This is a genomic window from Flagellimonas algicola (assembly GCF_005937185.1).
GTDB classification, from domain to species: Bacteria; Bacteroidota; Bacteroidia; order Flavobacteriales; family Flavobacteriaceae; genus Flagellimonas; species Flagellimonas algicola.
Map to the genome: position 1 here is coordinate 181,599 of NZ_VCNI01000003.1, position 23,464 is coordinate 205,062.

Sequence of the window (23,464 nt, forward strand, 5' to 3'; positions counted from 1 at the left end):
TTATCCTTTATTTGCCGATTTGTGGTCGTCCACTAATTTTTGAACTTCTTCTTTGGTAGCAGCAACAAACTCTTCGATCTCCTCTTTTTGCTCTCCGGCAACTTCATAAGTTGAAGTAACCACAGCTTTGAATTCGCCTTCAGCGGTATTGCTCATTTCAACCTTGATTTGCTTTTCTACAGGAACAGTTTCTTTAATCCCATCTGTGGTTATGGAAATTGTTGTTCCGTCTTCCTTAAGCATGCCTACCTCATCAGCTGGAGACAAACTCACCAAACTAGGGGCAATAACCAAGGCCACAACGGACATCAATTTCAACAAGATGTTCAAAGATGGGCCTGAAGTATCCTTGAATGGATCACCAACAGTATCTCCAACAACGGCAGCTTTATGGGCATCGGAACCTTTACGGCCATCACTTTCAATGGTCTTTTTGGCATTATCCCAAGCACCACCTGCATTGGACTGGAAAATGGCCATTAAAACACCTGCGGTTGTAACACCGGCAAGTAAGCCACCTAGCATCTCAGCTCCGCCAATAAATCCAACAGCTACGGGAACCGCAATTGCCAATAGACCTGGCAGCACCATTTCCTTAATGGAAGCTGTAGTGGAAATAGCCACACATTTATCGTATTCAGCTACCCCATCGGCAGCATCAAAAATCTTTCTGTCCTCATCAGATGCTTTTGAAATATCGGAATCGTACTTACGCATTACTTCCAAAGCAGCTTTCAACTGAGGTATATCCCTAAATTGACGACGAACTTCTTCGATCATGGCCATTGCAGCTCTACCCACAGCATTCATGGAAAGCGCAGAGAATACAAAGGGAAGCATTCCCCCAATTAATAGACCTGCCATAATATCAGGTTGCGAAACGTCAATTGAAGTTACATTTGCCGTTTTCATGAAAGCAGCAAACAAAGCCAAAGCGGTAAGGGCAGCAGACGCAATTGCAAAACCTTTGCCAATGGCGGCAGTAGTGTTACCTACAGCATCCAATTTATCAGTACGCTCGCGTACTTCTGGGTCTAATTCAGCCATTTCGGCAATACCTCCAGCGTTATCAGAAATTGGTCCGTAAGCATCAACAGCCAATTGGATACCTGTATTGGCCAACATACCAACGGCAGCAATCGCAATTCCGTAAAGACCAGCAAAATGGTGTGAAACCAAAATCGCAGCCGCAATTAAGAGGATAGGAATCATCGTTGACATCATACCAACACCTAAACCTGCAATAATATTTGTAGCAGCACCGGTTTCGGACTGACGTACAATTGAGTTAACAGGTTTGGTTCCCGTTCCTGTATAATATTCCGTTACCTTACCAACGGCAAGACCAGCAACAAGACCAGCAATGGTAGCCCAAAAAACGCCCATTGCAGAATATGTTGTTCCAGCTTCCACCCAAGATTCAGGAAGCATTGAATTAATTATAAAATAGGAAGCAACCAGCATTAATCCGGCAGAACCAAATTCACCAATATTTAAAGCAGTTTGGGGATTTCCTCCATCCTTAACGCGGACAAAGAAGGTTCCTAGAATGGACATTACAATTCCTACAGCGGCTAATGCCAAAGGAAGATATACAGCTCCCAATCCATTATATGCTCCTGCAAATTCTGGCAGTGTAGCAAAAACAGCTCCCAATACCATGGTACCAATAATGGATCCAACATAAGATTCAAAAAGGTCGGCACCCATACCGGCGACATCCCCAACATTATCACCTACATTATCTGCAATGGTTGCAGGATTTAAAGGGTGATCTTCCGGAATACCAGCTTCAACCTTACCTACCAGGTCAGCACCAACATCTGCAGCTTTGGTATAAATACCGCCACCCACACGGGCAAAAAGCGCAATGGATGAAGCTCCCAAAGAGAAACCTGAAAGTACATTCAATACCTCAGCAATTGCCCATCCTTGTCCACTATAAATCATAAAAAGGCCACTCAATCCGAGTACACCCAAACCTACAACACCAAGACCCATCACGGCTCCACCTGCAAACGCAACTTCCAAAGCTTTGCCCAAAGAGTTTCTTGCAGCATTTGTAGTTCTAACATTTGCCTTGGTGGCTACCTTCATTCCGATAAAACCAGCCAAAGCTGAACATATAGCACCCACAATAAAGGAAACGGCCACCATGCCATTGGAGCCCGCCTCGTTACTCCCTTTAAAGTAAAGAAGTATGGCAACTGTGATTACGAAAATGCTGAGTATTTTATATTCTGCCTTTAAAAATGACATTGCCCCATCGGCAATATTTTTGGCTATCCTAGCCATTTTGTCATCCCCTACTTCTTGTTTTGAGACCCATACGTTTTTGATGAATACGTATAACAAGCCCAAAACACCGAATGCGGGCAGAAATTTTACGATTAGTTCCATAGTTGTGAAGTTATTTTTGAGTTTTCAATGGCAGCAAAAGTAGTAAAATACAGACTAATAAAAAAAATGCGCTTTTGGTGGCCAAAAGCGCATAAAAATCATGATAATTTTGCTTAAATAGTAAAGGTTCGCTTCTTTTTGTGTTCACTTTCCTCATAACGCTTTACGCACTGGTGGTAAATCTCAACAGCCTCTGTGACGTCACCCCAGCCTCCTGTGTCTACTTTCTTTTCCTCAAGGTCTTTGTATACCTTGAAAAAGTGTTCAATTTCCTTTTGTCTGTGCGGATTGATATCGCTAATGTTATCCTTTTTGTTCCAAACCGGGTCGTTTACAGGAACGCAGATTATCTTTTCATCTGGACCTTTTTCATCGGTCATATGGAAAACCCCAATAGGCTTCACTTCCATCACCACCATCGGATAAGTAGGTTCGGTACCTAAAACCAAAACATCCAAAGGATCTTTGTCCAAAGCCAAGGTTTCAGGAACAAATCCGTAATCTCCAGGATACATCATGGAAGAGAAAAGGGTTCTATCAAATCGTATTTTATGTAGGGTAAAATCGTATTCGTATTTGTTACGACTTCCTTTTGGGATTTCTATCAATACATCAAAGGTAACTTCTGCATTTTTCGCCATGAGTGCGCTATTTAATTTTTTGCAAAAATAGCCACAAACCAAAGATTTACGTCAACAAATTGCACTGATTATGTTGATTAAAAGTTAAATCCGAAGGTTCCTGTTACCCCAAAGCGTCTTGCATCGAGATTATCGAGGTAATTGCCACGGAAATTGAAGTCAATCCGAAAGATTTTAAAGATGTTCCCGATGCCAAAGGAGTATTCCCAATAGATCTGATCTTCTGGTGCCATTAAAGGAATGTTGGTAGGTGCGCTAAGTGCTTTATTTTCATCTGAAAGCTGGCCCCACGCTCCCCGAAGTCCTACAATTTCCCTTAAATTCCAATTTCGAAGTACCGGAATTCTTGAAAACAAGCGACCATTGAAGTTATGCTCTAGGTGAAGGGTAGCATAGGTATCCGTCACGAATTCATAAAAATCCAGATTGGGGAATGCATTATATAAGGAAAACAAGGTCTGGTTGCCTGGCACAACGCTCAGCAAGCTTAGTGGTACCTCTCCAAATGTTTTCCCCAATTCTACGCTACTTGTCAACCTTCCAAAACCACCTATTTGCCAGGGTTGTCGGTAGGAGAATTGGATTCTTTCGTAGTCAAAATCGCTCTCTAAAAAACCACTGATCCCTTTGGTGTAGTTAAGAAGGATGGTACTGTAATCATCATTTACAGCAACGGGTTCTACCCCGTATCCAATAATTCTTCTCCCTGGGGTATAGATCAAGGTAGTGTTGATATCAAATTGTTTGACTTCCGAAGAGATACCACCAGGAGCTTCAGGATCTATGTAATCCAAGCTAAAATCATCCGGTAAGGCTGAGCTTAGGGCTCGCATGGAACTCCCTAGTCGTACCCGGAAATTTTTAAATGGTTCCATTTCCAAATTGAAGGTGGACAAATCAATATTGGTCAATCGATTGTTATTCCCAACTGTAACAAGGGAAGACGAAGCTATACTTCTGCCCAGCACATCATTTGTACTCGTTAGGCTCAGTCCCAGCTGTTCAATATCCCTTCGATGTCCCCCTGACAGAATCAATCTTGACTTTCTATCCAACAAAAACTTAGCAGAAAGACCATGCTTGAACTTTTTATCCGTAAAGCCATAGGCCATATAACCTTCCAATCGCCAGGTATCGTTTTGACCAAAATAGGTTCTTGCACCCGCTCTTAAACGAGCTCCTTCTGCATCGTTAAACCCAAAAGTGCTGTAAATGTCACCTATATCAATATTCCATTTGTCTATTTCAATGTAACCGGAACCAAGAATGCTGACAATATCATAGTAGGTACGGAATTTGGGCACCGTCTTAAGGGTGTCCAATAATTTAAAAATCCCAGATTCGTCCTCATTCAGTCGTTCCAAACGGGCATTGCTCCAGAACGTACTGTCGCGTGAAAAGACCCTCGGGTCATAAGGGTCGGATACGGCTTTATAAAAATCCTCTGGACGACTGGTATCGAACTGGTAGTTATCATAAACTGAGGTACGCTTGCCATAAATTCCTCGTGATTTCTCCTTTTTGGAAAAACTGAAATCACTCAACATATGATCTCGTTTCAAAAGAAAAACAGAATCGTTCACCACATCAAACTCTTGTTCAATATAAATTTCCTTGACCCAGTTGATATTAGCACTCTTGGTAACTTGCAGGTTGATTTTCTTGATCGCATAAGTGGTATCAGCAACCCAAAAGTCCCCTTTAAAGGTCAGCTCGTTCTTCCGTCTGGGATAGTAAATAATGTTATAGCACCATTTGTCATCGATATAGGTACTATCTGACAACACATAATTATAGGTATCCACTCCGGTTTTGGACAATGGACTGGTGAAACTCTTATCAAAAAACTTCAGGTAGTTTTCATACACATCATAGTCAGAATACAGGTCTTCCACAAATGCGGTTATGGACTGGTGTCCATCAAAACCAGAACTTTTATTCCCCAATACATCCTCTTTTTCTTCTCCCAAAAGGTTGTCGCCATAAACTTTGGAGAATGTTTCGTTCAAAAACATGGGGAGATAGGTCTTTCCAGTCACCCTTGACGTATCCAGATTTTCGAACATGAATTCCAGTCCTTTAAAGAGCTTACTTTTGATCAGGGCACTGTCAATGGTGTTCAGATCAAACTCTACCTTTTCATATTTATCATATTGGTATTGTTTGAACTTTCGCACCCCATTTTCCCTTTTTTTGGCCCAAATTTTCTTCAGAATGTCAATGGCGGGATTATTCTTTTTGGATTGCTTGCCCGTATATACAATCACCTCCTTTAATTGTTCCGTGGATTCCTCAAGTATTACCTGCATATCATAGTTGACCTTCTGGGCCAATTCGATTACCACGGATTCATAACCAATAAAGGACACCTCAACTGAAGAATAGGTATTATCAGATTCCAGATAAAAACGACCATTGTCGTTGGTAATGGTCCCTTCTGTAGAATTTGGGAACACAATATTGGCAAAAGCAATGGGTGAGCCATCGGCGTCCACTACAATACCGCTGACTTTGGTTTGCGAGAAAAGGGAACAAAAGGATAAAAGAAAAATAGCGACAAGGAATCTTCTCATGTTCTGATACATACGCACAGCAAAACCGAGGTGGTTTTTCAAAAGTGCTTGGTCAATTTTGTTTAAAAGTAATTTTCTATCAAAAACTATTCCTTAAAAAAAGCCTCATCAACTTTTTGGTTGACGAGGCTAATATACCGTACAAATATATGTAACTTATTTATATAACACTTTCTTAACAGCCTTGATCACATCGTTATGATTGGGCAACCACTCGGCCAACAATACGGGAGAGTATGGAGCCGGGGTATCAGCTGTATTGATTTTTACGATAGGAGCATCCAAATAATCGAAAGCCTTATCCTGAACATGATAGGTAATTTCGGTAGCTACGTTGCCAAAAGGCCAAGCTTCTTCCAAAACAACCAAGCGATTGGTTTTTTTAACAGAATTTAGAATGGCATCATGATCCATTGGGCGAACTGTACGAAGATCAATAATCTCGCAGCTAATTCCTTCTTTTTCCAATTCATCAGCAGCTTTGTAAGCCTCCTTGATAATTTTTCCGAAGGAAACTATAGTAACATCCGTTCCTTCCCTTTTAATATCCGCAACGCCTAGTGGAATGGTGTATTCGCCCTCTGGCACTTCCCCTTTATCCCCATACATTTGTTCCGATTCCATAAAAATAACCGGATCATCATCACGGATGGCAGCTTTCAACAAGCCTTTGGCATCAGCCGGATTGGATGGCACCACCACTTTTAACCCCGGGCAATTGGCAAACCAGCTTTCAAACGCTTGTGAATGCGTGGCCGCCAGCTGACCTGCGGAGGCCGTTGGCCCTCTAAAAACAATTGGGCAAGGAAATTGACCGGCAGACATCTGTCTTATCTTAGCCGCATTATTTATAATTTGATCTATCCCCACCAAGGCGAAGTTAAAGGTCATAAACTCAATAATAGGTCGATTCCCGATCATGGCCGAACCCACTCCAATACCTGCAAATCCCAACTCAGAAATAGGGGTATCCAGCACGCGTTCCGGGCCAAATTCATCCAACATTCCTTTGGAAGCTTTGTAGGCGCCGTTATACTCGGCGACCTCTTCACCCATTAAATAAATGGTATCATCTCTACGCATTTCCTCGGTCATGGCCTCGGCGATGGCTTGCCTAAACTGTAATGTTTTCATTAAGTAGTACTACTAAGATTAGTTGTGTGCTTAAAAATGCAAGCAAAAATAGCAAAATCCAAACGAACAAAGGAAGAAGGAAAAACAAAAAAATGTACAAAATTTATTATGCATGCATAATAAATTTATGATTTTTATGGCTATCTTTGAAGCGATAAACATATACAAGATATGAAGATTTTAGTTTGCATTAGCAACGTGCCGGATACTACTTCCAAAATCAATTTTACCGAGGGGGATACCAAGTTTGATACAAACGGGGTTCAATTTGTTATTAATCCCAATGACGAGTTTGGTTTGACCCGTGCCATGTGGTTCAAGGAAAAGCAAGGAGCTGCAGTACATGTAGCCACTGTAGGAGGTGCCCAAACGGAGCCTACCATACGAAAAGCTTTGGCCATTGGTGCCGACGAGGCTATCAGAATCAATGCGGAACCCACTGATGGTTTCTATGTAGCTCGTCAGCTGGCAGAAGTAATCAAAAATGGAGGGTATGACCTAATCATAGCCGGACGGGAATCCATCGACTACAACGGGGGAATGGTACCGGGAATTTTGGCCACTCTTTTGGATATGAACTTTGTAAACACTTGTATTAGCTTGGAGGTGGATGGAAATTCGGCAACAGCCATTCGGGAAATTGATGGTGGAAAAGAAACTATCAGCACCTCCCTACCCCTGGTCATTGGCGGACAAAAAGGTTTGGTAGCCGAAAGTGATCTCCGTATTCCCAATATGCGCGGCATCATGATGGCCCGAAAAAAGGCGTTGAACGTTGTGGAACCTATAGAGGCTCCTCAACCTACACAAGACCAAAAATTTGAAAAACCCGCTGCCAAAGGACCGGTAAAGTTGGTGGATGCAGGAAATGTGGGTGAATTGGTCAATCTTTTACACACCGAAGCCAAGGTGATCTAAATCTCAAACAAAAAATTCCAAATTCCAAACATCGAGCATCCAACATCCAGCATCAGTTTTGAATTTGGAAAATTAAAAATCGAATTAAAAACATGTCAGTACTAGTATATACAGAATCAGATAAGGGAGCATTTAAAAAGAATGCCTTCGAGGTGGCTTCCTATGCTTACAAAGTAGCACAAGATTTGGGGACAACGGTCACTGCGGTAACTATCAATGCCAATGATGATGCATCCTTGGGGAACTATGGTGTTTCCAAAGTATTAAAAGTCAGCAATGGGGATTTGGATACATTCAACGCCAAGGCCTATGCCCATGTTTTGGCTCAAGCGGCAGAAGCTGAAGGTGCCAAGGTTATTGTAGTCAGCTCCAGTGCCGATGCCAAGTTTTTAGCCCCTATCCTATCCGCCAAGCTAAATGCAGGATATACACCAAATGTGGTTGCCGCTCCAGATAGCACATCTCCTTTCGTGGTAAAAAGAACGGCATTCAGTAATAAAGGTTTCGCGCATACCGAAATCAGTTCGGACACCAAGCTCATTGGGGTATCCAACAATGCTTATGGGGTTCATGAAAACAATATTTCAGCTACTGTAGCAGATTTTTCCCCTTCGCTGGGCGATGGCGATTTCACTGCAAAATCTGTAGAAGTGGACAAAGTAGTTGGAAAAGCCACTATTGCCGATGCAGATATTGTTGTTTCGGGCGGAAGAGGCTTAAAAGGCCCAGAAAACTGGGGCATGATCGAAGAATTGGCCGATGTTTTGGGTGCGGCAACTGCCTGTTCCAAACCAGTTTCGGATTTGGGATGGCGCCCACATGGCGAACACGTGGGGCAAACCGGAAAACCAGTGGCAAGCAACTTATACATAGCCATAGGTATTTCAGGTGCCATACAGCATTTGGCGGGAGTAAGTGCCTCCAAAACCAAAGTGGTGATCAACAACGACCCCGAAGCTCCTTTCTTTAAAGCAGCGGATTACGGTATCGTTGGGGATGCCTTTGAAGTGGTACCGGAACTCATCGAAAAATTAAAGGAATTTAAAGCCCAAAACACTTAATTTTTGTTAATTTGCCTTTTGCAAGGGGCTGTTCAGATAATGGTAGTGCCACTTATTTGAACGGCCTTTTTTGGTTTTAGGAGGATTATATGAGTTTAGTTCGATTGAAAATAAAGGGGATATCTTATAGCCAAACACAAAATGGGGCTTATGCCCTTATTTTGAATGAAGTGGAGGGAGACAGAAAGCTTCCCATCGTCATTGGTGCATTTGAGGCCCAATCCATTGCCATTGCCCTGGAAAAGGAAATAAAGCCCCCTAGACCGCTCACGCACGACTTGTTCAAGAACTTTTCGGATAGGTTTGAGATTGTGATCAAGCAGGTTATAATCCACAAATTGGTGGATGGGGTATTTTACTCGAGTATCATTTGCGAACGTGATAAAGTAGAGGAAATTGTGGATGCAAGAACCAGTGATGCCATAGCTTTGGCACTTCGGTTTGACGCTCCCATTTTTACGTATAAAACCATTTTGGACAAGGCAGGAATCTACCTCAAATTCTCTTCCAAGGAAAGTGAGGAAAACGAGGAGGATGACAGTATTGTGGTGGATGAGATTTTGCAGGAGGGCGAAACCGTGGAAATTGAATCCGGGGCTTCATCGCAGGGATATCGCGAAATGACCTTGGAAGAACTTCATAAAGAACTGGATAAGGCAGTAGCCAACGAAGACTACGAAAAGGCTGCCAAACTACGGGACGAAATCTCCAAACGTAAATAATCCGCTGCATGCCAAAACTCACCAAGATTTTCCTTGTATTAATCTGTTTTGTTTGTACCGCAAGTTTTGGTCAAGATTTACTCCCTGCAGACTCTATCAGTGCGGCCGTTGACACCACCATTATCGATGATATTACTCCTAAGGAAACTCCCCAATTGGTGCCCAACCAAGGGTTTACCATAAACTCATTATGGCGGGGGGCTTTGGGTATGGCCATTTTGATTCTGATTTCATTTCTCTTTAGCGCTAACAGAAGAGCTATCAATTGGAGAACGGTCGGGATTGGTTTGGGATTGCAATTAATAATTGCCATCGGAGTGCTAAAAGTCCCATTTATTCAAGTAATATTTGAAACTATTGGGAAGCTTTTTATTCAAATATTGGAGTTTACAAAAATAGGCAGTACGTTTCTCTTTGAAGGCCTAGTAGCAGACACCAATACCTTTGGGTACATCTTTGCTTTTCAAGTATTGCCTACAATTATCTTTTTTTCCGCTCTAACTTCACTATTGTATTACCTTGGAATAATCCAATTTATAGTTAAGGGTTTTGCCTGGTTATTAACTAAAACCTTCGGAATTAGTGGAGCGGAAAGCCTATCTGTTGCCGGAAACATCTTTTTAGGTCAGACTGAAGCACCTCTACTAATTAAGGCCTATCTGGAAAAAATGAACAAATCCGAGATTCTGCTAGTGATGATTGGCGGAATGGCAACGGTGGCCGGAGCTGTTCTTGGTGCTTATATTGATTTTCTAGGTGGGAATGACGAGATCCTCAAATTAGTCTTTGCTAAGCATCTGCTGGCAGCCTCTGTAATGGCGGCACCTGGAGCTATTGTTGTTTCTAAAATACTTTATCCACAAACCGAAGCAATCAATACAGATGTTCGAGTTTCTAGCGAAAAAATTGGCTCTAATGTTTTGGATGCTATTTCAAATGGAACAGGGGAAGGATTAAGATTAGCAATAAATGTAGGGGCAATGTTATTGGTATTCATGGCCATAATTGCCTTGATAAATGGAATTCTAGGACTATTCGGAGAAATTGGTTCCTTTAACGACTGGATTGCGAATAACTCTACCTATAACCAGCTGTCACTGGAGGCCGTATTGGGAACAATTTTCGCTCCTTTAATGTGGATAATTGGTGTTGCCAAAGAAGACATTGCTTTAATGGGGCAACTTTTAGGCATCAAATTGGCGGCCAGTGAATTTGTAGGCTATACACAACTTGCTGAATTAAAAAATATGGCCAACTCACCACATTTCACCTATAACAAATCCGTGATCATGGCTACCTATATGCTCTGCGGATTTGCCAATTTTGCTTCCATCGGTATCCAAATTGGGGGTATCGGTTCCTTGGCGCCCGGTCAGCGTAAAACACTATCCGAATTTGGAATGCGCGCGGTGTTGGGCGGTTCTTTGGCCTCATTGCTTTCCGCAACTATTGCTGGGATGATTCTTGGATAGAACGAAGGGTGAAAGGTCAAGGGTTTAGCTAGGGGCCGGAAAAGTATTATCAACCTCGAATATGTGTAAACGTCGTTGTTATGCGAAATTTTCGAGAATTGGAAGTCTGGAAAGACGCGAGAAAATTGGTAAAAGAAGTTTACCTCATTACCAAACTTTTACCCAAGACCGAAACTTATGGTCTAACTCAACAAATTCAGAGAAGTGCTGTCTCCATTCCGGCCAATATAGCGGAAGGCTGTGGCAAAAATTCAAATAGAGATTTTGCCCGATTTCTTCAAATCAGTTTAGGCTCAATATATGAATTGGAAACCCATCTAATACTTTGCAACGACCTCGGTTTTATCCCTTCAAAAGAATTTAAGACTTTAGTCAAAGCCATTCAATTGCTCCAAAAACGTCTCACAGCCCTAATAAAATACAATACCACCTAACCCTTTGCCCATTTATCCTTCTCCTTTCACCCTTCCACCCATAACCCAACCGTTAATAAAATTGCTCAAAACTCCCTCCTTCTACCCTTTACCTTTCGCACTTAACCCATTACCTTTAACCCCACTATGAAACAATACCACGACTTACTCAAACACGTACTTACCGAAGGAAATGCCAAAGGAGACCGCACAGGAACTGGAACCGTCAGCGTTTTTGGCTATCAAATGCGGTTTGATCTTTCCGAAGGCTTCCCCATGGTGACCACAAAAAAATTGCATTTAAAATCCATAGTTCACGAACTGCTCTGGTTTTTAAAGGGCGATACCAATGTGGGCTACCTTCAGGAAAATGGGGTACGTATTTGGAACGAGTGGGCGGATGACAATGGCGATTTGGGCCCTGTCTACGGACACCAATGGCGGAACTGGAACAGTGAGGAAATCGACCAGATAAAAGAGGTCATTGAAACCCTGAAAACCAACCCTAATAGTCGCAGGATGTTGGTATCGGCTTGGAACCCCAGCGTGTTGCCTGACACATCTGTGTCGTTTGGTGAGAATGTGGCCAATGGTAAGGCCGCCCTCCCCCCATGCCATGCTTTTTTCCAGTTTTATGTAGCTGATGGTAAATTGTCGTGTCAATTGTACCAGCGTAGTGCAGATGTCTTTTTAGGGGTTCCTTTCAATATAGCTTCCTATGCTTTGTTTACCATGATGATGGCCCAAGTATGTGGTTATGAGCCCGGCGATTTTATCCACACCTTTGGGGATACCCATATTTACAACAACCACCGAGAGCAAGTGGAATTGCAGTTAAGTCGTGAGCCAAGACCCTTGCCCACCATGAGATTGAACCCAGCGGTTAAAAACATCTTCGATTTTACATTTGATGATTTTGAACTGCTGAACTACGACCCACATCCCCACATCAAAGGTGTTGTGGCTGTTTAGCAAAAGCTAGGACATCATATAAAAGCAAGTACCATCCAAACCAACATTTAAAAATGAAAATCAACTTTAAAAAAGCACTTGGACTGGCACTCTGCTGCTGGTTCGTGTCCGCCGCAACTCTATTTGCCCAAGAAGAACGTCCTAATGTGATCGTCATTATTACCGATGACCAAGGTTATGGCGATTTAGGCATTACCGGAAACCCGCATGTACAGACTCCGGTCATTGATCAATTGGCTACCGAAAGTGTTCGTTTCAACAATTTTTATGTGTCCCCGGTATGCGCCCCTACCCGTTCCAGTCTACTGACAGGCCGCTATTCCTTACGTACCGGCGTGCGTGACACCTACAATGGCGGGGCCATCATGGCTTCCAACGAGGTTACCATTGCCGAAATGCTCAAACAAGGTGGTTATACCACTGGCGTATTTGGCAAATGGCATTTGGGCGACAACTACCCCAGCCGACCCAGCGACCAAGGTTTTGACGAATCCGTGATTCATCTTTCCGGTGGCATGGGACAGGTGGGCGACATCACCACCTATTTTAAGGGAGATACCAGCTATTTTGATCCCGTGCTTTGGCACAACAATAAACAAGAGGCCTACGAGGGCTATTGCTCGGATATTTTTACGGATCAAGCCATTCAATTTATTGAAAACAACAAGGCATCACCCTTCTTTTGCTACCTCTCCTTTAATGCACCGCATACCCCTCTGCAGGTACCCGCTGAATATTACCAAAAGTACAAGGACATTGACCCGGCCTCAGGTTTTGATGGAGATGCCCGCCCTTTCCCGGAAATGAGCGAAAAAGATAAGGAAGACGCCCGCAAGGTGTATGCCATGGTCACCAATATAGATGACAATCTGGGCAAGCTCTTTAAAAAATTGGACGAGCTGCAACTCTCCGAGAACACCCTAGTGGTTTTTATGACTGACAATGGTCCTCAGCAATGGCGTTATGTAGCCGGAATGCGAGGCCTAAAAGGCAATGTATACCAAGGCGGGGTGCGGGTGCCTTTTTATGTGAAGTATCCCGTGGCGTTTGCCCAAAACAAGGATATTGAGACCATGAGCGCCCATATTGATGTGCTGCCAACCTTGGCCGAAGTTTGTAAAGTGGACTTGCCCCAAGACCGAAAAATTGATGGCAAAAGCCTGTTGCCCCTGATTCAGGGTAAAAATGTGGACTGGGCAGACCGTTCCCTGTTTTTTTACTGGACGCGCCGCTATCCCGAACCCTATTACAACATGGCGTTGCAAAAAGATGGTTACAAATTGGTGGGAAAAACCAATTACAACGCTGCAATTGAGGATTTTGAGCTCTATAACCTCAAAACCGACCCCTACGAGCAAAACAACTTGGTTTTGGAAGACAAATCGAAGGTCAGAGCGCTTAAAGTGGAGTTGGACAGACTGTATAACGAATTAATAACCTCTGAAAACCTCATAAACCAGCCCAGGATCATTGTGGGGAACCCAGCGGAAAATCCCATTTTCTTGAACCGGAACGATGCCGGAGGGGAACGCGGCATCTGGGCGCAGGAAGAAATTTATGGTACTTGGAAGGTGAGTATTGAAGAAGGCCATTATGATATTCGCATGAAGTTTGTTAAGCCCATAAAAGCTGGTGGACGACTCTATCTGGAAGCCAACACCTTGGTAAAACAGCAATTGAACAACCAAGACAAGATGGATGTCTTGGAACTGAAAAACGTATACCTCCCCCAAATGGACTGCGACCTATTGGCTCACTATGCCGTGGATGGCAAACATATAATGCCGTTTTGGGTGGAGCTGGAGAAAGTGAATTAGGTAATCCTATCATTTTTATGTCCCAATGGGAAGTATAAAGCTGTATTTTAAATCCCTTAAAAACTGTTAACCATCATTACCAAGTGAGATTATCTTCGCTGATCTTTGCATTAATCATCTGCTCTTGTAACCCAAAAACGGGAAATAATAATGACAAGGCATCAGAAACTGGCAAGAAGGCCAGATGGGATTCCAAAAATATTATAGGTAAATGGACTCAGGAAGTGTGGGTTGGAGTTGAAAACAAAGACCTGCCTACCCCTCCGCCAGCTGCTGACCCAATGTACGATACCTTATGGCCTCCATATTATGAAATTGATAAAAACCTTGTCAAACACTTTTCCTTGGGAATTGATTCCACCAAGTATAACTTCGATGAGTCTGGAAAAGTATTAATTCTTGAAGGGCTTCGAACTGACCTTATTGGATATCAAAAAAGATGGAGAATTTTAGAACTTTCAGACAGCGCTATGACCATCGAAAGAAAATTTAGTAAGCATTATCCCAATGCCCAAAATCATTTTGACGGAATTGATACGATTAGATTATTTGAAAAATTCTAGTACAACTTTAAACATATCATGAAAAACACCAACTGTATTATTATTCTATCCATCATCTTATTGACAAGCAATAACTTATTCTCACAAGATGTTATTGACAAACTTTCCAGAAAATTATGTAAGTGTGCTGAAAAACAAGAGGTGAATAACATCAATGAAATGGGTCCGTGCTTCGAGGAAGTCTTAATAGACAACCTAAAGGACATTAAGGAGCATTACAATGCGAAAACCATGGACGATATTGACATGGAAGAAATCGGAAATAAAGTCGGAGCTAAAATAATCAAGGAATGCCCATATGTGACAGAAACCTTTCCAACCGACATAGTTGGGAACGAAGAAAAAATTGCTAAACAACCCGATCTAAAATGTGGGGATTTGCAGAACGGAGATTTCTACTACCTAACCCAAAGACCTGAAACTGAAGCTGCGGACACTACTTTTGTGACCATATCAAATGATATGTTCTTGGAACGGATGAAAAATGGCAGAACTTACTCATTGCTCAATATCAAATGGAAAGATGATTGCAAATTTGATTTAATATTCAGGGAAAGCAATGATCCATTTAAAAAAGAACTGAGTAGCCCTGGCGATGTTTACGAATATGAAATACTTACCAATGGAAGTGAATCTCTTTATTTGCAGTCAACCTGGAAAAAAAGAAGCTTTCAATTTGAGCTTATTAAAATTGAATAGAGCATCCCTAAATTAAATCAATCAGAATTCGTTCGATAAACAAAATATGAAACAAGAATTTGAAAAGGCCTTAAGGAAGAATAGAAACATCTTAAAAGGTATTGGAATCTTTGAAATAGTTGGCGGAATAGTAGGGCTCGGCCTTATAATATGGCTGATGCTACAAGGCACGGAGACCAATACCCTAGTTTTTTTGATTATGCTAATAGCCGTGGGCTTTTATGTGTATTCAGTTTTCGCGGGAATCAGGCTATTTAAAAAATTAGAACATGGAATTCTTCATTCCCGTATTTTACAATACCTGCAGATTCCTGCCATTTCAATAGGCGGCTTCACCTATATCATGACCTCTGGCGGCTATTTGCTTTTTGGGTTCGATTTCACCAAAGGTGTAATAAATTTCAGTTTTGCCCTTATAGCAAGTAAATTCCAATTAAACATTTTAAGTGTTGGGAGCAATCAATTTCTGTGCGTAAACCTGTTGGCCATTTTTGTATTGATTATTTTGAATAAAGCACACAAGAAGATACAGGAACAAACCTTGGTAAAAGCAAATTACGAGCAGAACATCAATGATTGGAAGGAAGAGTCCAATCTTGTATCGGATGAATGACTAAAACTTTGCCTTCAATGATGCCCTGTTTGGAATCTTATAAATGCATTTGATAAACCAATACCATAAATGAGCATTTTCAATCGAAAAATAAAAAAGAAGCACCTGGAGCAATTCGCGCTAAACATTGCGGAAATTTTGGAGCCGGAAATGCCACAAATAAAAACAGCCATAGACCTTTCTAAAATTTATGGGATTCATTTTATGCACAAACCACGAGGAATTCACATAACCAGAGGGTATGGGCAAAAAGAGTTTGAACTGATAAACAGAAATCACAAAACCCGATTCAATTTGACCGGAATTTCTGTTTACAATAAAAAAGAGAAATGTTTTCAGCCGCTTAAACTGTATTTTCAATCTGATGGATTATCCATAATTGAAGTTGAAAACCCGGAGTATTTTCACCGAACATTTGACTTAAGCCAAATTCAGAAAGGTGAGATTAAAGTGGAGCATCTACCAAAATTGGAAAACCCTGACCAGAAAATCGCCGAAAAGGCTCTGAAGTCCCTAACCAAAGAACAAATGAAACTTTTGGAATTGGATTCTACTTTTGAAATTGAATTCGACCAAAAATTGCTTTACACGATTTTGGATATGGAGGACGGAAATTACATAGCGGTCGACAAAAAAGGCAAAATCTATCGACTAAACCATGACCATGAAGAGCGGCTAAAGTTAATAGCAAACAAACCCACTGACTTTTTTGAAATCTATGATGGAAGAAAAAGTAAATTGGATCAACTACTGTTCGATTAAAAAAGTATTTTACATTCAAAAGACATCAGATAGCCTCTAAATAAATGATTCAAAAAGTTAAATACACATTGACTTATTTGCAAAATTCAACAGATGAAAACCTAGTCTCCCTGATCTACGACAAGTCAGCAGAACTTGAACTGGGGACATTTGGAGAAAGTATGGAAATTGCAGATCCTGCCATGGCAGAATTTATGGCAATGTGGATTTTGGAAGGTGATGTGCAAAATGGTGGATTTGATCAGTTCTTCTCCAACAACGGCCTTCTATATGGTCAAACGGCCTTAGCCGGATTTGAAAGGATTGGTGCCAGTGATTTTGCCAATGTCACACAAAAAGCGATTGAAATATTTAAGAATCAGGACAAAGAATTTGACAACAAAAGAAATCCTGACTTCAACGATTTGGATGACGAATTTTACGATTTAGATGATTTGGACAAACTTCAAATCAAATACATCCGAGACAACTATGAAAAGTTTATTGTGAAATGAAAATCCATAGTGTAAATTTTATAAAATCAACCTTGAACGTTTAAAACCAAATAACCCCACAGATAGAAATTGAACTATGCACATTAAAGTTTTAGGAGTATTTTTCTTGTTTAGCAATCTTGTTTTAGCACAAGTAGATGAAGCTGCATACCATGAAATGGTGCCAAAATACATCTTGACGCTCTGGGAAAATAAGGGAGCAGCGAACAATGCTGAGTTTCAAATTGAAGAACTCGATGAGTTAAAATCTTTCTTGCACGAGTTAAGCAAAAGAAAGAACCACATAGCATCACCAAAATTTCTGACCAAGCCAACCTATAATACGATGGTCGGCCATTATCTGGCTTTAAAACTAAAATGGAATTCGTTCAATGGGCCACACGTTGGACTAAAACGATTAAAGCCCAGCAAGGTTATTGGCAAGGCACTTAACAACTTGCCCAGTAAAAGGGAACTATTGGCGCATTACTATTTATCTATTTCTTCGGATATTTTAAACAAACAAAAACCCATGGATTTGAGGTCATTGAACATAGATTTCAATGCCCTTAATTTGATTAATGACACCGAAAAAGCCATTTTGTTCCTGTGCTTGATGCGACATATGGGCGGGCAAGTGCGTTCCTATTCGTTAACACGTTTTCCAGACAATTGTTTCCGCGCAAAAACCTATGTTGAGAACATGCCCCTGTTCAACGGAAAGGAGTTTTTCCAATTTGAATTGCCAAAATTCGAGGATTTTAAAATTGAAGTAGACAAAAGGTATCCTAAAATGAGTTTTAAGGAGCGATATTTACCCGAGTTTGAACAGGCAAAACTTGGATATAAAAAGTGCCTATCCAATGAAAAGGGCTAATGTTAGTGATATGTAGCCTTCCATTAATATTGAATTCATGAAACCCAACAAAGCCCTTCTGGTCATCGATATGCAAAAAGGCTCTTTTACGCCCAAAACCCCGCGTTTTGATACCGAGGGTGTGGTAGCCCGTATCAACACATTGGCAGCGTTGTTTCGGCAAAAGGGTTGGCCTGTGGTGCTCATACAGCACGATGGCACCGGAACGGGCGAGTTTAAAAAAAACAACTGGGATTGGGAGTTGTTGGACGAACTCCAAACCGAACCCACAGACACTTTGCTGGACAAATATGCCAACGATGTCTTCTATAGATCCAAACTGCAAGAGTTGTTGACAACTTGGGAAACCCAAGAACTGCTGATCACCGGCTGCGCCACCGACTTTTGTGTGGAGGCCACCGTACAATCTGCCTTGGCCAAGGATTATAACATTACCGTGGTGGCAGACGGGCATACTACGGGCGATAGACCCCATTTACCAGCCCAAAAAGTTATTGAACACTACAACTGGGTATGGCAAAACATGATTCCCACCAAAGGGAACATACGAGTGGAAGATTTTGAGAAGGTTATCGAAAAGTTTAAAGGGACATAATAAGGTTTTTATTGTTTACCTAACCGAACTACCCCATTCACTCATTTTCATTTTAAAGAATGTCATACCGATTTTAGTTTTGGGGAAACGACTAATTATGATCAATAAAATTTGTCTGGGCCTTCTTTTTTTGCCAGCATTCATTATCGGCCAAAACAAGTGCAATAAGTACAACGAAGACTATATCCCAAAAAATTTGAAACAAGCGATGGAGTATTTCGAATGTATAACTCCACAGGAAACGTTAAAGAAGTTCTCAGAAAAAAATGAGGAACAAGCTGTTGGCGAAATTCATTTTTCCACTGGAATGTCAATTCGAAATAACTGGAAACTGTGGGCCGGAACTTCCAAAATTGCCAAATATTTTATGGATCTTGGTATTCATCATCCTGATGACATGTCGGGTATAATACTGACTTCATTGCACAGAAAATTGAACCAAAAAGAAATTGAGCTTGACAAACAGATAAAATACTATCAAGATTTTTGGGCCAAATCCTTAAAACAACAAAACGAGCGTAAAGAGATAGAGTTCAGTAAATTCAAAGTTGGTGATACGGTGGAGTTCCAATACAACTATGATTTTACATCCAAAAATCAAGAAAAAGGGTTCATGGACAATGAATGCTTGGCTAGAGGGGTTATCAAAGTAATTAATCCCGAAAAGTTTGAGTTAAAAGTGAAACTTCTGGAAAGTTGCGGTATAAAAGGTATTATCATTATGGAAAGTGATGTTTATACCGAAATAAATGGCGAATGGAAGAAAACGGAAGAGAATAAAATCGAAATCATGAAAAAAGGAGAAACCCGCTGGACATATTATGATCTATGGGAAATAGTTGAATAACCAATAACTTAGTAACCAACAACACTTCAACCTCTTCACCCCCTCAAAACCCCAATAACCCCACGAATGGCCGATACCACTTGTTGAATTTCCTGTTGGGTAAAGGCCTCCTCTTCAACATAGAATAACATTTCCACCCCAAAGTTGAGCACCTTGGCAAATTCCTCCGGAGATCCATAGCCCTCAATAACCAACTCCGTCAATTCCTCTACCATTTGAATTTTATCCGTAAGCTTCATCGTAATAATTGTTTGGAACCAAATATATTTACCTTCTTGGTTTTAAGGGTCATAACAAATTATGACTTTGCCTAATTTGCACAGAAATTGAACTTAAAGAGCTTTTCAACTTTTAGACTTTCCTACCTTTAACCCCATCACCTAGCAACCCGTCCACATGCAAAACCTCTTACAGTCCATCTCCACCCGTGCCTATGTAAGCGTGCCCCATAAAGAGGCCATTCAATCCTATTTTGAGGTAGTGGAAACCCAAAAAGGCGATAAAATATTGCTGGAAAACAGCCGCGCCAGCCACCTTTGGTTTATAGAAAAAGGCGCCCTCCACACTTATTACCACCACAACGGCAAGCCCATTACCTCTTGGTTCTATACCGAAAACCAATTTGTTACCGCCTGGTACAGTTTCTATGCCCAAAAGCCCAGTTTTGAGGAGGTGGAATGTCTGGAGGCCTGCGTGCTGTACCGCATCAGTTACTCCAACTACCAAAAACTTATTGCCGACTTTCCGGCCTTTGGCAACTTTGCCCGTTTGCTGGCCGAGGAAATGCTGGCCTTTTTGGACGAATTCTCTAAAGGATGGTCTTTCCTATCCGCCAAGGAAAAGTACCAATTGCTAAAGCAGAGCTTCCCACAGTTGGAGCTTCGGGTAAAATTGGGGCTGATCGCCTCCTTTTTGGGCGTTACCCAAGAGACCTTGAGCCGTATTCGCGCCCAAAAGTGATTTTTTGATCTAGGTCAAAAGAACCCAAAAAAAGCCCCCCTACTTTTGACCAAAATAGTTACACATGAAAAATTCAACCTTAGTTTTTAGGAGTTTGGGGATCCTAATTTTCCTGGCCGGACTGGCCCATTTGTTCTCCTTTGGCGTGGATACGAGCGACGACTCCCCTACCCCCACCACCGAAACCAGCACTGCTACCGAGCAACAGCCCGAAGCTGAAGTTCCTACGGAAAAACCTACAGCCAACTCGGCCTACAATCCAGAGACCGACCCCCTCATCGGCCAATGGAAGGTGGCCTACAATACCAAGGATTTTAAAGGGGCCATCGTCTACAAAATCAAAAAAGAGGGCAAGGTGTTCAACGCCTATACCCATCAATACCAGGATGAGAACGGCTATGCCCAAAAGGCCGAAGGCACCAAGACCCTGACCATAACCCAATTTAATGGCAGCAAGGGCAAGGGCATCTACAGTATAGAATATGAAGGCGAGCAATATGAAGTGGACTGCAAGATTGCCCTGACTGACGAAAACACTTTTACCCTAAGCTATGACTACTACGGTTATGGCGATGTTGAAACCTGGAAAAGACAATAAGCATGATTGATTTTTTAGCCAAAAAACTGGAATGGTTGGATGTGCACCATTGGTTCTACATCTTCAACGACCTGAGTCTGTTTTACATCATCATACCCTTTTTTGTACTGGAGCTGATACGCTACGCCTACCTAAAAAGGCTGGACAAGGATTTGGTGCTGGACAGTATTGCCAACGTAATCACCTTTGGGGGCTTCTTTTTAATCGAGATCATATTGGGCATCCTGGCCATTACCAAGGTGTATTATTGGGTCTATAACAACATTAGTCTGCCGCATTTGGAGCTCAATTGGGCCACGGTGATCTGCTGTGTACTCCTGGCCGATTTTGCCTACTACTGGGAGCACCGTACCATGCACAGGATCGGCATTGGGTGGGCCACCCATACCGTGCACCACAGCTCGCCCCATTTTAATATGTCCGTCGCTTACCGTTTTGGGCCGCTGGATGCCATTATGCCCATTGTGTTTTCGCTTCCGATCGTAATGTTGGGCTTTGATCCCATTCTGGTGTTGCTGTCCGAAGTCTTTGTGCAGGTCTTTCAGACCTTGTTGCACACGGAGATCATTGGCAAGCTTACCAAACCCATTGAGTTTATCTTTAATACGCCATCGCACCACCGCGTGCACCACGGCTCCAACCGCCAATATTGGGATAAGAACTACGCTGGGATATTGATCATTTGGGATCGTATGCTGGGCACTTTTGAGCCGGAAAAAGAGAAGGTGATCTATGGTATTTCGCAACCCATAAACAGTGTGAACCCCATTGTGGTGTTTTTCCATGGCATTAGTCGTTTTGTAAAAAAATTGGGGCAGATCAAGGGCTTTTCCAACAAGTTGCTGGCCTTTGTAAAACCCCCGGATTGGATGCCCAAACAATAAGTATTTTTAAGTACATGAAACCGAACAATTTTATATTCGCCGACCTTTCCACCTACACGCCCAAAGAGACCATGGCGTTCTACGAGTCTGTTTTTGGGTGGACGTATTACGAAGCTGATGGTTACTACTCGGCTTATAAAGACGAACAAGAGATCTGTGGCCTGTATGAAACCCCGGAGAAGTTCAAACAGATGCGGATGCCCCATTTTTGGATGTCCTATATTCAGGTGAACAATGTGACCCAGACCGTGGAAAAAGCCCGGGAACTGGGCGGTATCATTGAAGTGGTGGACAAAAGCACCTTGGGCAAGGTAGCCTTGATCCGTGACCCACAAGGTTCTGGCTTTACCGTTTACGAAGGCGACCAACTCACCCACACCCGAACCCTGAACGAGCCCGGCACACTTATTTGGAATGAACTCCATGTGTCCAACGCGGCCAAGGTAATCCCGTTTTATGAGGGCATTTTTAATTGGACATTTAATGACCAAGGATATGGTACCTACAACATCCAAAATCACCAAGGTGAGCAAGTTGCCGACCTGATGGAAATTCCCAACAATTTTAAGGGCAAGTACGAGTATTGGGTCTGCAGTTTTGGGGTGGAAAATTTAGCTAAAACACAAGATAAAATTCTGAATCTTGGCGGCTCCGTGGTCTCGGATGAAGGGGATAGAATTCTGATGACGGACAATTCTGGGGAGGCGTTTTTTTATGTGAGAGAGGTTTAGGTTTCGAAATCGAATTTCATTTTGTTTTTTTAATAGTGTACTTTCCAAAAGGCAAACCAAAATCTTAGCCTTTTCCGCATGGATTACACCACTATTTTGATCATTATTGCCGTAGCCGTGGTACTAAAGAACCTAGTACCAAAGCTGGTCAAATTTGGTGAACCGGATAAAGCTCCCAACAAAGGTGAATGGCATTATAAAGTAAGGTTTGCCAAGCTCAACAAGGAGCTGTATGATCAATCCAATTCGGAGGAAAGGGAGGAACTCCTCTATTACTATACCCAAAAACTAAGGCAAAAGGACAATTATGGTGAGGCTTCTTTCCAGGAAATGCCCAAACTGTTGCAAGTGGTCTATTTAATAGACGAACTGGAGATGGAGGTACAAAATGGAGGCTTGTTACAGTTCTTTACAAACTCTTCTGGTCAATACGCCCAAGAAACTTTGGAAGCACTGGAGTTGGTGGGCGATGGAAAGGCTACAGGGCTTTTGGAAGAAGCTGTGAAAATAATCAATGAGCATAGTGGATTAATGGAAATCACCAAAACAAAACTCGAAGGCATGCATCTCCATACAATTTTCAAAACTTCGGACTTGTACAACAATGAGTCTTTAATGGAAGCGATGAATGCCTTGGACAACAAGTTTTACGACCTCAAATCGAGTTACTCCAAGCTTAAAATGGTCTATTTTGAGAAGCACAAAGAGGAGCTTTGGGAAAAGTTAAATCAAAACTGAA

General features: G+C 42.0%; 25 protein-coding genes. 20 read left to right on the forward strand and 5 right to left on the reverse strand.

Annotated elements, in window-relative coordinates:
• The 4 genes from FGG15_RS17305 to FGG15_RS17320 all read right to left on the reverse strand — a co-directional run bounded on the left by FGG15_RS17305 (position 1) and on the right by FGG15_RS17320 (position 6,748).
• The gene (locus tag FGG15_RS17305; protein WP_138838671.1) at positions 1-2,400 is read right to left on the reverse strand and encodes a sodium-translocating pyrophosphatase; all 2,400 of its coding nucleotides are present in this window, start codon (positions 2,398-2,400) and stop codon (positions 1-3) included.
• Between the two features lie 113 nt (positions 2,401-2,513).
• A complete protein-coding gene (locus tag FGG15_RS17310; protein WP_138838673.1) occupies positions 2,514-3,041 on the reverse strand; it encodes an inorganic diphosphatase in 528 nt (175 codons plus the stop codon).
• Between the two features lie 77 nt (positions 3,042-3,118).
• Positions 3,119-5,614 (reverse strand): DUF5686 family protein, encoded by a 2,496-nt coding sequence (locus FGG15_RS17315; protein ID WP_138838674.1) that lies wholly within the window; start codon positions 5,612-5,614, stop codon positions 3,119-3,121.
• A 156-nt stretch (positions 5,615-5,770) separates the two neighbouring features.
• Positions 5,771-6,748: a pyruvate dehydrogenase complex E1 component subunit beta gene (locus FGG15_RS17320; protein ID WP_138838675.1), complete on the reverse strand. Its 978-nt coding sequence runs from the start codon at positions 6,746-6,748 to the stop codon at positions 5,771-5,773.
• A 171-nt stretch (positions 6,749-6,919) separates the two neighbouring features.
• Between FGG15_RS17320 and FGG15_RS17325 the strand changes: the two genes are divergently transcribed.
• The 15 genes from FGG15_RS17325 (at position 6,920) to FGG15_RS17395 (ending at position 19,552) form a co-directional block, all read left to right on the forward strand.
• Positions 6,920-7,666: an electron transfer flavoprotein subunit beta/FixA family protein gene (locus FGG15_RS17325; protein ID WP_138838676.1), complete on the forward strand. Its 747-nt coding sequence runs from the start codon at positions 6,920-6,922 to the stop codon at positions 7,664-7,666.
• 92 nt (positions 7,667-7,758) lie between these two features.
• Entirely contained in the window at positions 7,759-8,727 is a 969-nt protein-coding gene (locus tag FGG15_RS17330) for an electron transfer flavoprotein subunit alpha/FixB family protein (protein WP_138838677.1), read from the forward strand.
• Between the two features lie 89 nt (positions 8,728-8,816).
• Positions 8,817-9,449 (forward strand): bifunctional nuclease family protein, encoded by a 633-nt coding sequence (locus FGG15_RS17335; RefSeq protein WP_138838678.1) that lies wholly within the window; start codon positions 8,817-8,819, stop codon positions 9,447-9,449.
• An 8-nt stretch (positions 9,450-9,457) separates the two neighbouring features.
• A complete protein-coding gene (locus FGG15_RS17340) occupies positions 9,458-10,921 on the forward strand; it encodes a NupC/NupG family nucleoside CNT transporter (protein WP_138838679.1) in 1,464 nt (487 codons plus the stop codon).
• Positions 10,922-11,001: 80 nt separating this feature from the next.
• Positions 11,002-11,355, forward strand: a complete 354-nt coding sequence (locus FGG15_RS17345; RefSeq protein WP_138838680.1) for a four helix bundle protein — start codon at positions 11,002-11,004, stop codon at positions 11,353-11,355.
• Between the two features lie 126 nt (positions 11,356-11,481).
• On the forward strand, positions 11,482-12,306 hold the full coding sequence (locus FGG15_RS17350; RefSeq protein ID WP_138838681.1) for a thymidylate synthase: 825 nt from the start codon (positions 11,482-11,484) through the stop codon (positions 12,304-12,306).
• Positions 12,307-12,359: 53 nt separating this feature from the next.
• Positions 12,360-14,123, forward strand: coding sequence for an arylsulfatase (locus FGG15_RS17355; protein WP_138838682.1), 1,764 nt, complete (start codon positions 12,360-12,362; stop codon positions 14,121-14,123).
• An 83-nt stretch (positions 14,124-14,206) separates the two neighbouring features.
• A complete protein-coding gene (locus tag FGG15_RS17360; protein ID WP_138838683.1) occupies positions 14,207-14,686 on the forward strand; it encodes a hypothetical protein in 480 nt (159 codons plus the stop codon).
• 18 nt (positions 14,687-14,704) lie between these two features.
• Positions 14,705-15,385 (forward strand): hypothetical protein, encoded by a 681-nt coding sequence (locus FGG15_RS17365; RefSeq protein ID WP_138838684.1) that lies wholly within the window; start codon positions 14,705-14,707, stop codon positions 15,383-15,385.
• 46 nt (positions 15,386-15,431) lie between these two features.
• Complete coding sequence (locus FGG15_RS17370) at positions 15,432-15,998, forward strand: hypothetical protein (RefSeq protein WP_138838686.1); 567 nt, start codon at positions 15,432-15,434, stop codon at positions 15,996-15,998.
• Between the two features lie 69 nt (positions 15,999-16,067).
• Positions 16,068-16,760, forward strand: coding sequence for a hypothetical protein (locus FGG15_RS17375; protein ID WP_138838688.1), 693 nt, complete (start codon positions 16,068-16,070; stop codon positions 16,758-16,760).
• Between the two features lie 44 nt (positions 16,761-16,804).
• Positions 16,805-17,254 (forward strand): DMP19 family protein, encoded by a 450-nt coding sequence (locus FGG15_RS17380; protein WP_138838690.1) that lies wholly within the window; start codon positions 16,805-16,807, stop codon positions 17,252-17,254.
• Positions 17,255-17,330: 76 nt separating this feature from the next.
• A complete protein-coding gene (locus FGG15_RS17385; RefSeq protein ID WP_138838691.1) occupies positions 17,331-18,110 on the forward strand; it encodes a hypothetical protein in 780 nt (259 codons plus the stop codon).
• 37 nt (positions 18,111-18,147) lie between these two features.
• A complete protein-coding gene (locus FGG15_RS17390) occupies positions 18,148-18,705 on the forward strand; it encodes a cysteine hydrolase family protein (RefSeq protein ID WP_138838693.1) in 558 nt (185 codons plus the stop codon).
• Positions 18,706-18,802: 97 nt separating this feature from the next.
• Complete coding sequence (locus FGG15_RS17395; RefSeq protein ID WP_313791000.1) at positions 18,803-19,552, forward strand: DUF6794 domain-containing protein; 750 nt, start codon at positions 18,803-18,805, stop codon at positions 19,550-19,552.
• A 35-nt stretch (positions 19,553-19,587) separates the two neighbouring features.
• On the opposite strand, the gene FGG15_RS20230 is transcribed toward FGG15_RS17395, so the two are convergent.
• Positions 19,588-19,791 (reverse strand): hypothetical protein, encoded by a 204-nt coding sequence (locus tag FGG15_RS20230; RefSeq protein ID WP_138838697.1) that lies wholly within the window; start codon positions 19,789-19,791, stop codon positions 19,588-19,590.
• Positions 19,792-19,948: 157 nt separating this feature from the next.
• On the opposite strand from FGG15_RS20230, the gene FGG15_RS17405 reads away from it, so the two are divergent.
• The 5 genes from FGG15_RS17405 (at position 19,949) to FGG15_RS17425 (ending at position 23,463) form a co-directional block, all read left to right on the forward strand.
• Entirely contained in the window at positions 19,949-20,512 is a 564-nt protein-coding gene (locus FGG15_RS17405; protein WP_138838699.1) for a Crp/Fnr family transcriptional regulator, read from the forward strand.
• 64 nt (positions 20,513-20,576) lie between these two features.
• Positions 20,577-21,110, forward strand: a complete 534-nt coding sequence (locus FGG15_RS17410; RefSeq protein ID WP_138838700.1) for a hypothetical protein — start codon at positions 20,577-20,579, stop codon at positions 21,108-21,110.
• A 2-nt stretch (positions 21,111-21,112) separates the two neighbouring features.
• Entirely contained in the window at positions 21,113-21,994 is an 882-nt protein-coding gene (locus tag FGG15_RS17415) for a sterol desaturase family protein (protein WP_138838702.1), read from the forward strand.
• 14 nt (positions 21,995-22,008) lie between these two features.
• The gene (locus tag FGG15_RS17420) at positions 22,009-22,725 is read left to right on the forward strand and encodes a VOC family protein (RefSeq protein WP_138838704.1); all 717 of its coding nucleotides are present in this window, start codon (positions 22,009-22,011) and stop codon (positions 22,723-22,725) included.
• Between the two features lie 78 nt (positions 22,726-22,803).
• A complete protein-coding gene (locus FGG15_RS17425; RefSeq protein ID WP_138838706.1) occupies positions 22,804-23,463 on the forward strand; it encodes a DMP19 family protein in 660 nt (219 codons plus the stop codon).
• The last annotated feature ends 1 nt before the right edge of the window (position 23,464 follow it).

Bases quoted from the DNA above. Each gene is read 5' to 3' on its own strand.
- FGG15_RS17315 (WP_138838674.1), bottom strand. From the start codon at position 5,614: ATGAGAAGATTCCTTGTCGCTATTTTTCTTTTATCCTTTTGTTCCCTT.
- FGG15_RS17365 (WP_138838684.1), top strand. From the start codon at position 14,705: ATGAAAAACACCAACTGTATTATTATTCTATCCATCATCTTATTGACA.
- FGG15_RS17355 (WP_138838682.1), top strand. From the start codon at position 12,360: ATGAAAATCAACTTTAAAAAAGCACTTGGACTGGCACTCTGCTGCTGG.
- FGG15_RS17335 (WP_138838678.1), top strand. From the start codon at position 8,817: ATGAGTTTAGTTCGATTGAAAATAAAGGGGATATCTTATAGCCAAACA.
- FGG15_RS17305 (WP_138838671.1), bottom strand. From the start codon at position 2,400: ATGGAACTAATCGTAAAATTTCTGCCCGCATTCGGTGTTTTGGGCTTG.
- FGG15_RS17320 (WP_138838675.1), bottom strand. From the start codon at position 6,748: ATGAAAACATTACAGTTTAGGCAAGCCATCGCCGAGGCCATGACCGAG.
- FGG15_RS17330 (WP_138838677.1), top strand. From the start codon at position 7,759: ATGTCAGTACTAGTATATACAGAATCAGATAAGGGAGCATTTAAAAAG.
- FGG15_RS20230 (WP_138838697.1), bottom strand. From the start codon at position 19,791: ATGAAGCTTACGGATAAAATTCAAATGGTAGAGGAATTGACGGAGTTG.
- FGG15_RS17395 (WP_313791000.1), top strand. From the start codon at position 18,803: ATGATCAATAAAATTTGTCTGGGCCTTCTTTTTTTGCCAGCATTCATT.
- FGG15_RS17345 (WP_138838680.1), top strand. From the start codon at position 11,002: ATGCGAAATTTTCGAGAATTGGAAGTCTGGAAAGACGCGAGAAAATTG.
- FGG15_RS17390 (WP_138838693.1), top strand. From the start codon at position 18,148: ATGAAACCCAACAAAGCCCTTCTGGTCATCGATATGCAAAAAGGCTCT.
- FGG15_RS17415 (WP_138838702.1), top strand. From the start codon at position 21,113: ATGATTGATTTTTTAGCCAAAAAACTGGAATGGTTGGATGTGCACCAT.
- FGG15_RS17375 (WP_138838688.1), top strand. From the start codon at position 16,068: ATGAGCATTTTCAATCGAAAAATAAAAAAGAAGCACCTGGAGCAATTC.
- FGG15_RS17405 (WP_138838699.1), top strand. From the start codon at position 19,949: ATGCAAAACCTCTTACAGTCCATCTCCACCCGTGCCTATGTAAGCGTG.
- FGG15_RS17350 (WP_138838681.1), top strand. From the start codon at position 11,482: ATGAAACAATACCACGACTTACTCAAACACGTACTTACCGAAGGAAAT.
- FGG15_RS17410 (WP_138838700.1), top strand. From the start codon at position 20,577: ATGAAAAATTCAACCTTAGTTTTTAGGAGTTTGGGGATCCTAATTTTC.
- FGG15_RS17380 (WP_138838690.1), top strand. From the start codon at position 16,805: ATGATTCAAAAAGTTAAATACACATTGACTTATTTGCAAAATTCAACA.
- FGG15_RS17420 (WP_138838704.1), top strand. From the start codon at position 22,009: ATGAAACCGAACAATTTTATATTCGCCGACCTTTCCACCTACACGCCC.
- FGG15_RS17340 (WP_138838679.1), top strand. From the start codon at position 9,458: ATGCCAAAACTCACCAAGATTTTCCTTGTATTAATCTGTTTTGTTTGT.
- FGG15_RS17385 (WP_138838691.1), top strand. From the start codon at position 17,331: ATGCACATTAAAGTTTTAGGAGTATTTTTCTTGTTTAGCAATCTTGTT.
- FGG15_RS17425 (WP_138838706.1), top strand. From the start codon at position 22,804: ATGGATTACACCACTATTTTGATCATTATTGCCGTAGCCGTGGTACTA.
- FGG15_RS17325 (WP_138838676.1), top strand. From the start codon at position 6,920: ATGAAGATTTTAGTTTGCATTAGCAACGTGCCGGATACTACTTCCAAA.
- FGG15_RS17370 (WP_138838686.1), top strand. From the start codon at position 15,432: ATGAAACAAGAATTTGAAAAGGCCTTAAGGAAGAATAGAAACATCTTA.
- FGG15_RS17310 (WP_138838673.1), bottom strand. From the start codon at position 3,041: ATGGCGAAAAATGCAGAAGTTACCTTTGATGTATTGATAGAAATCCCA.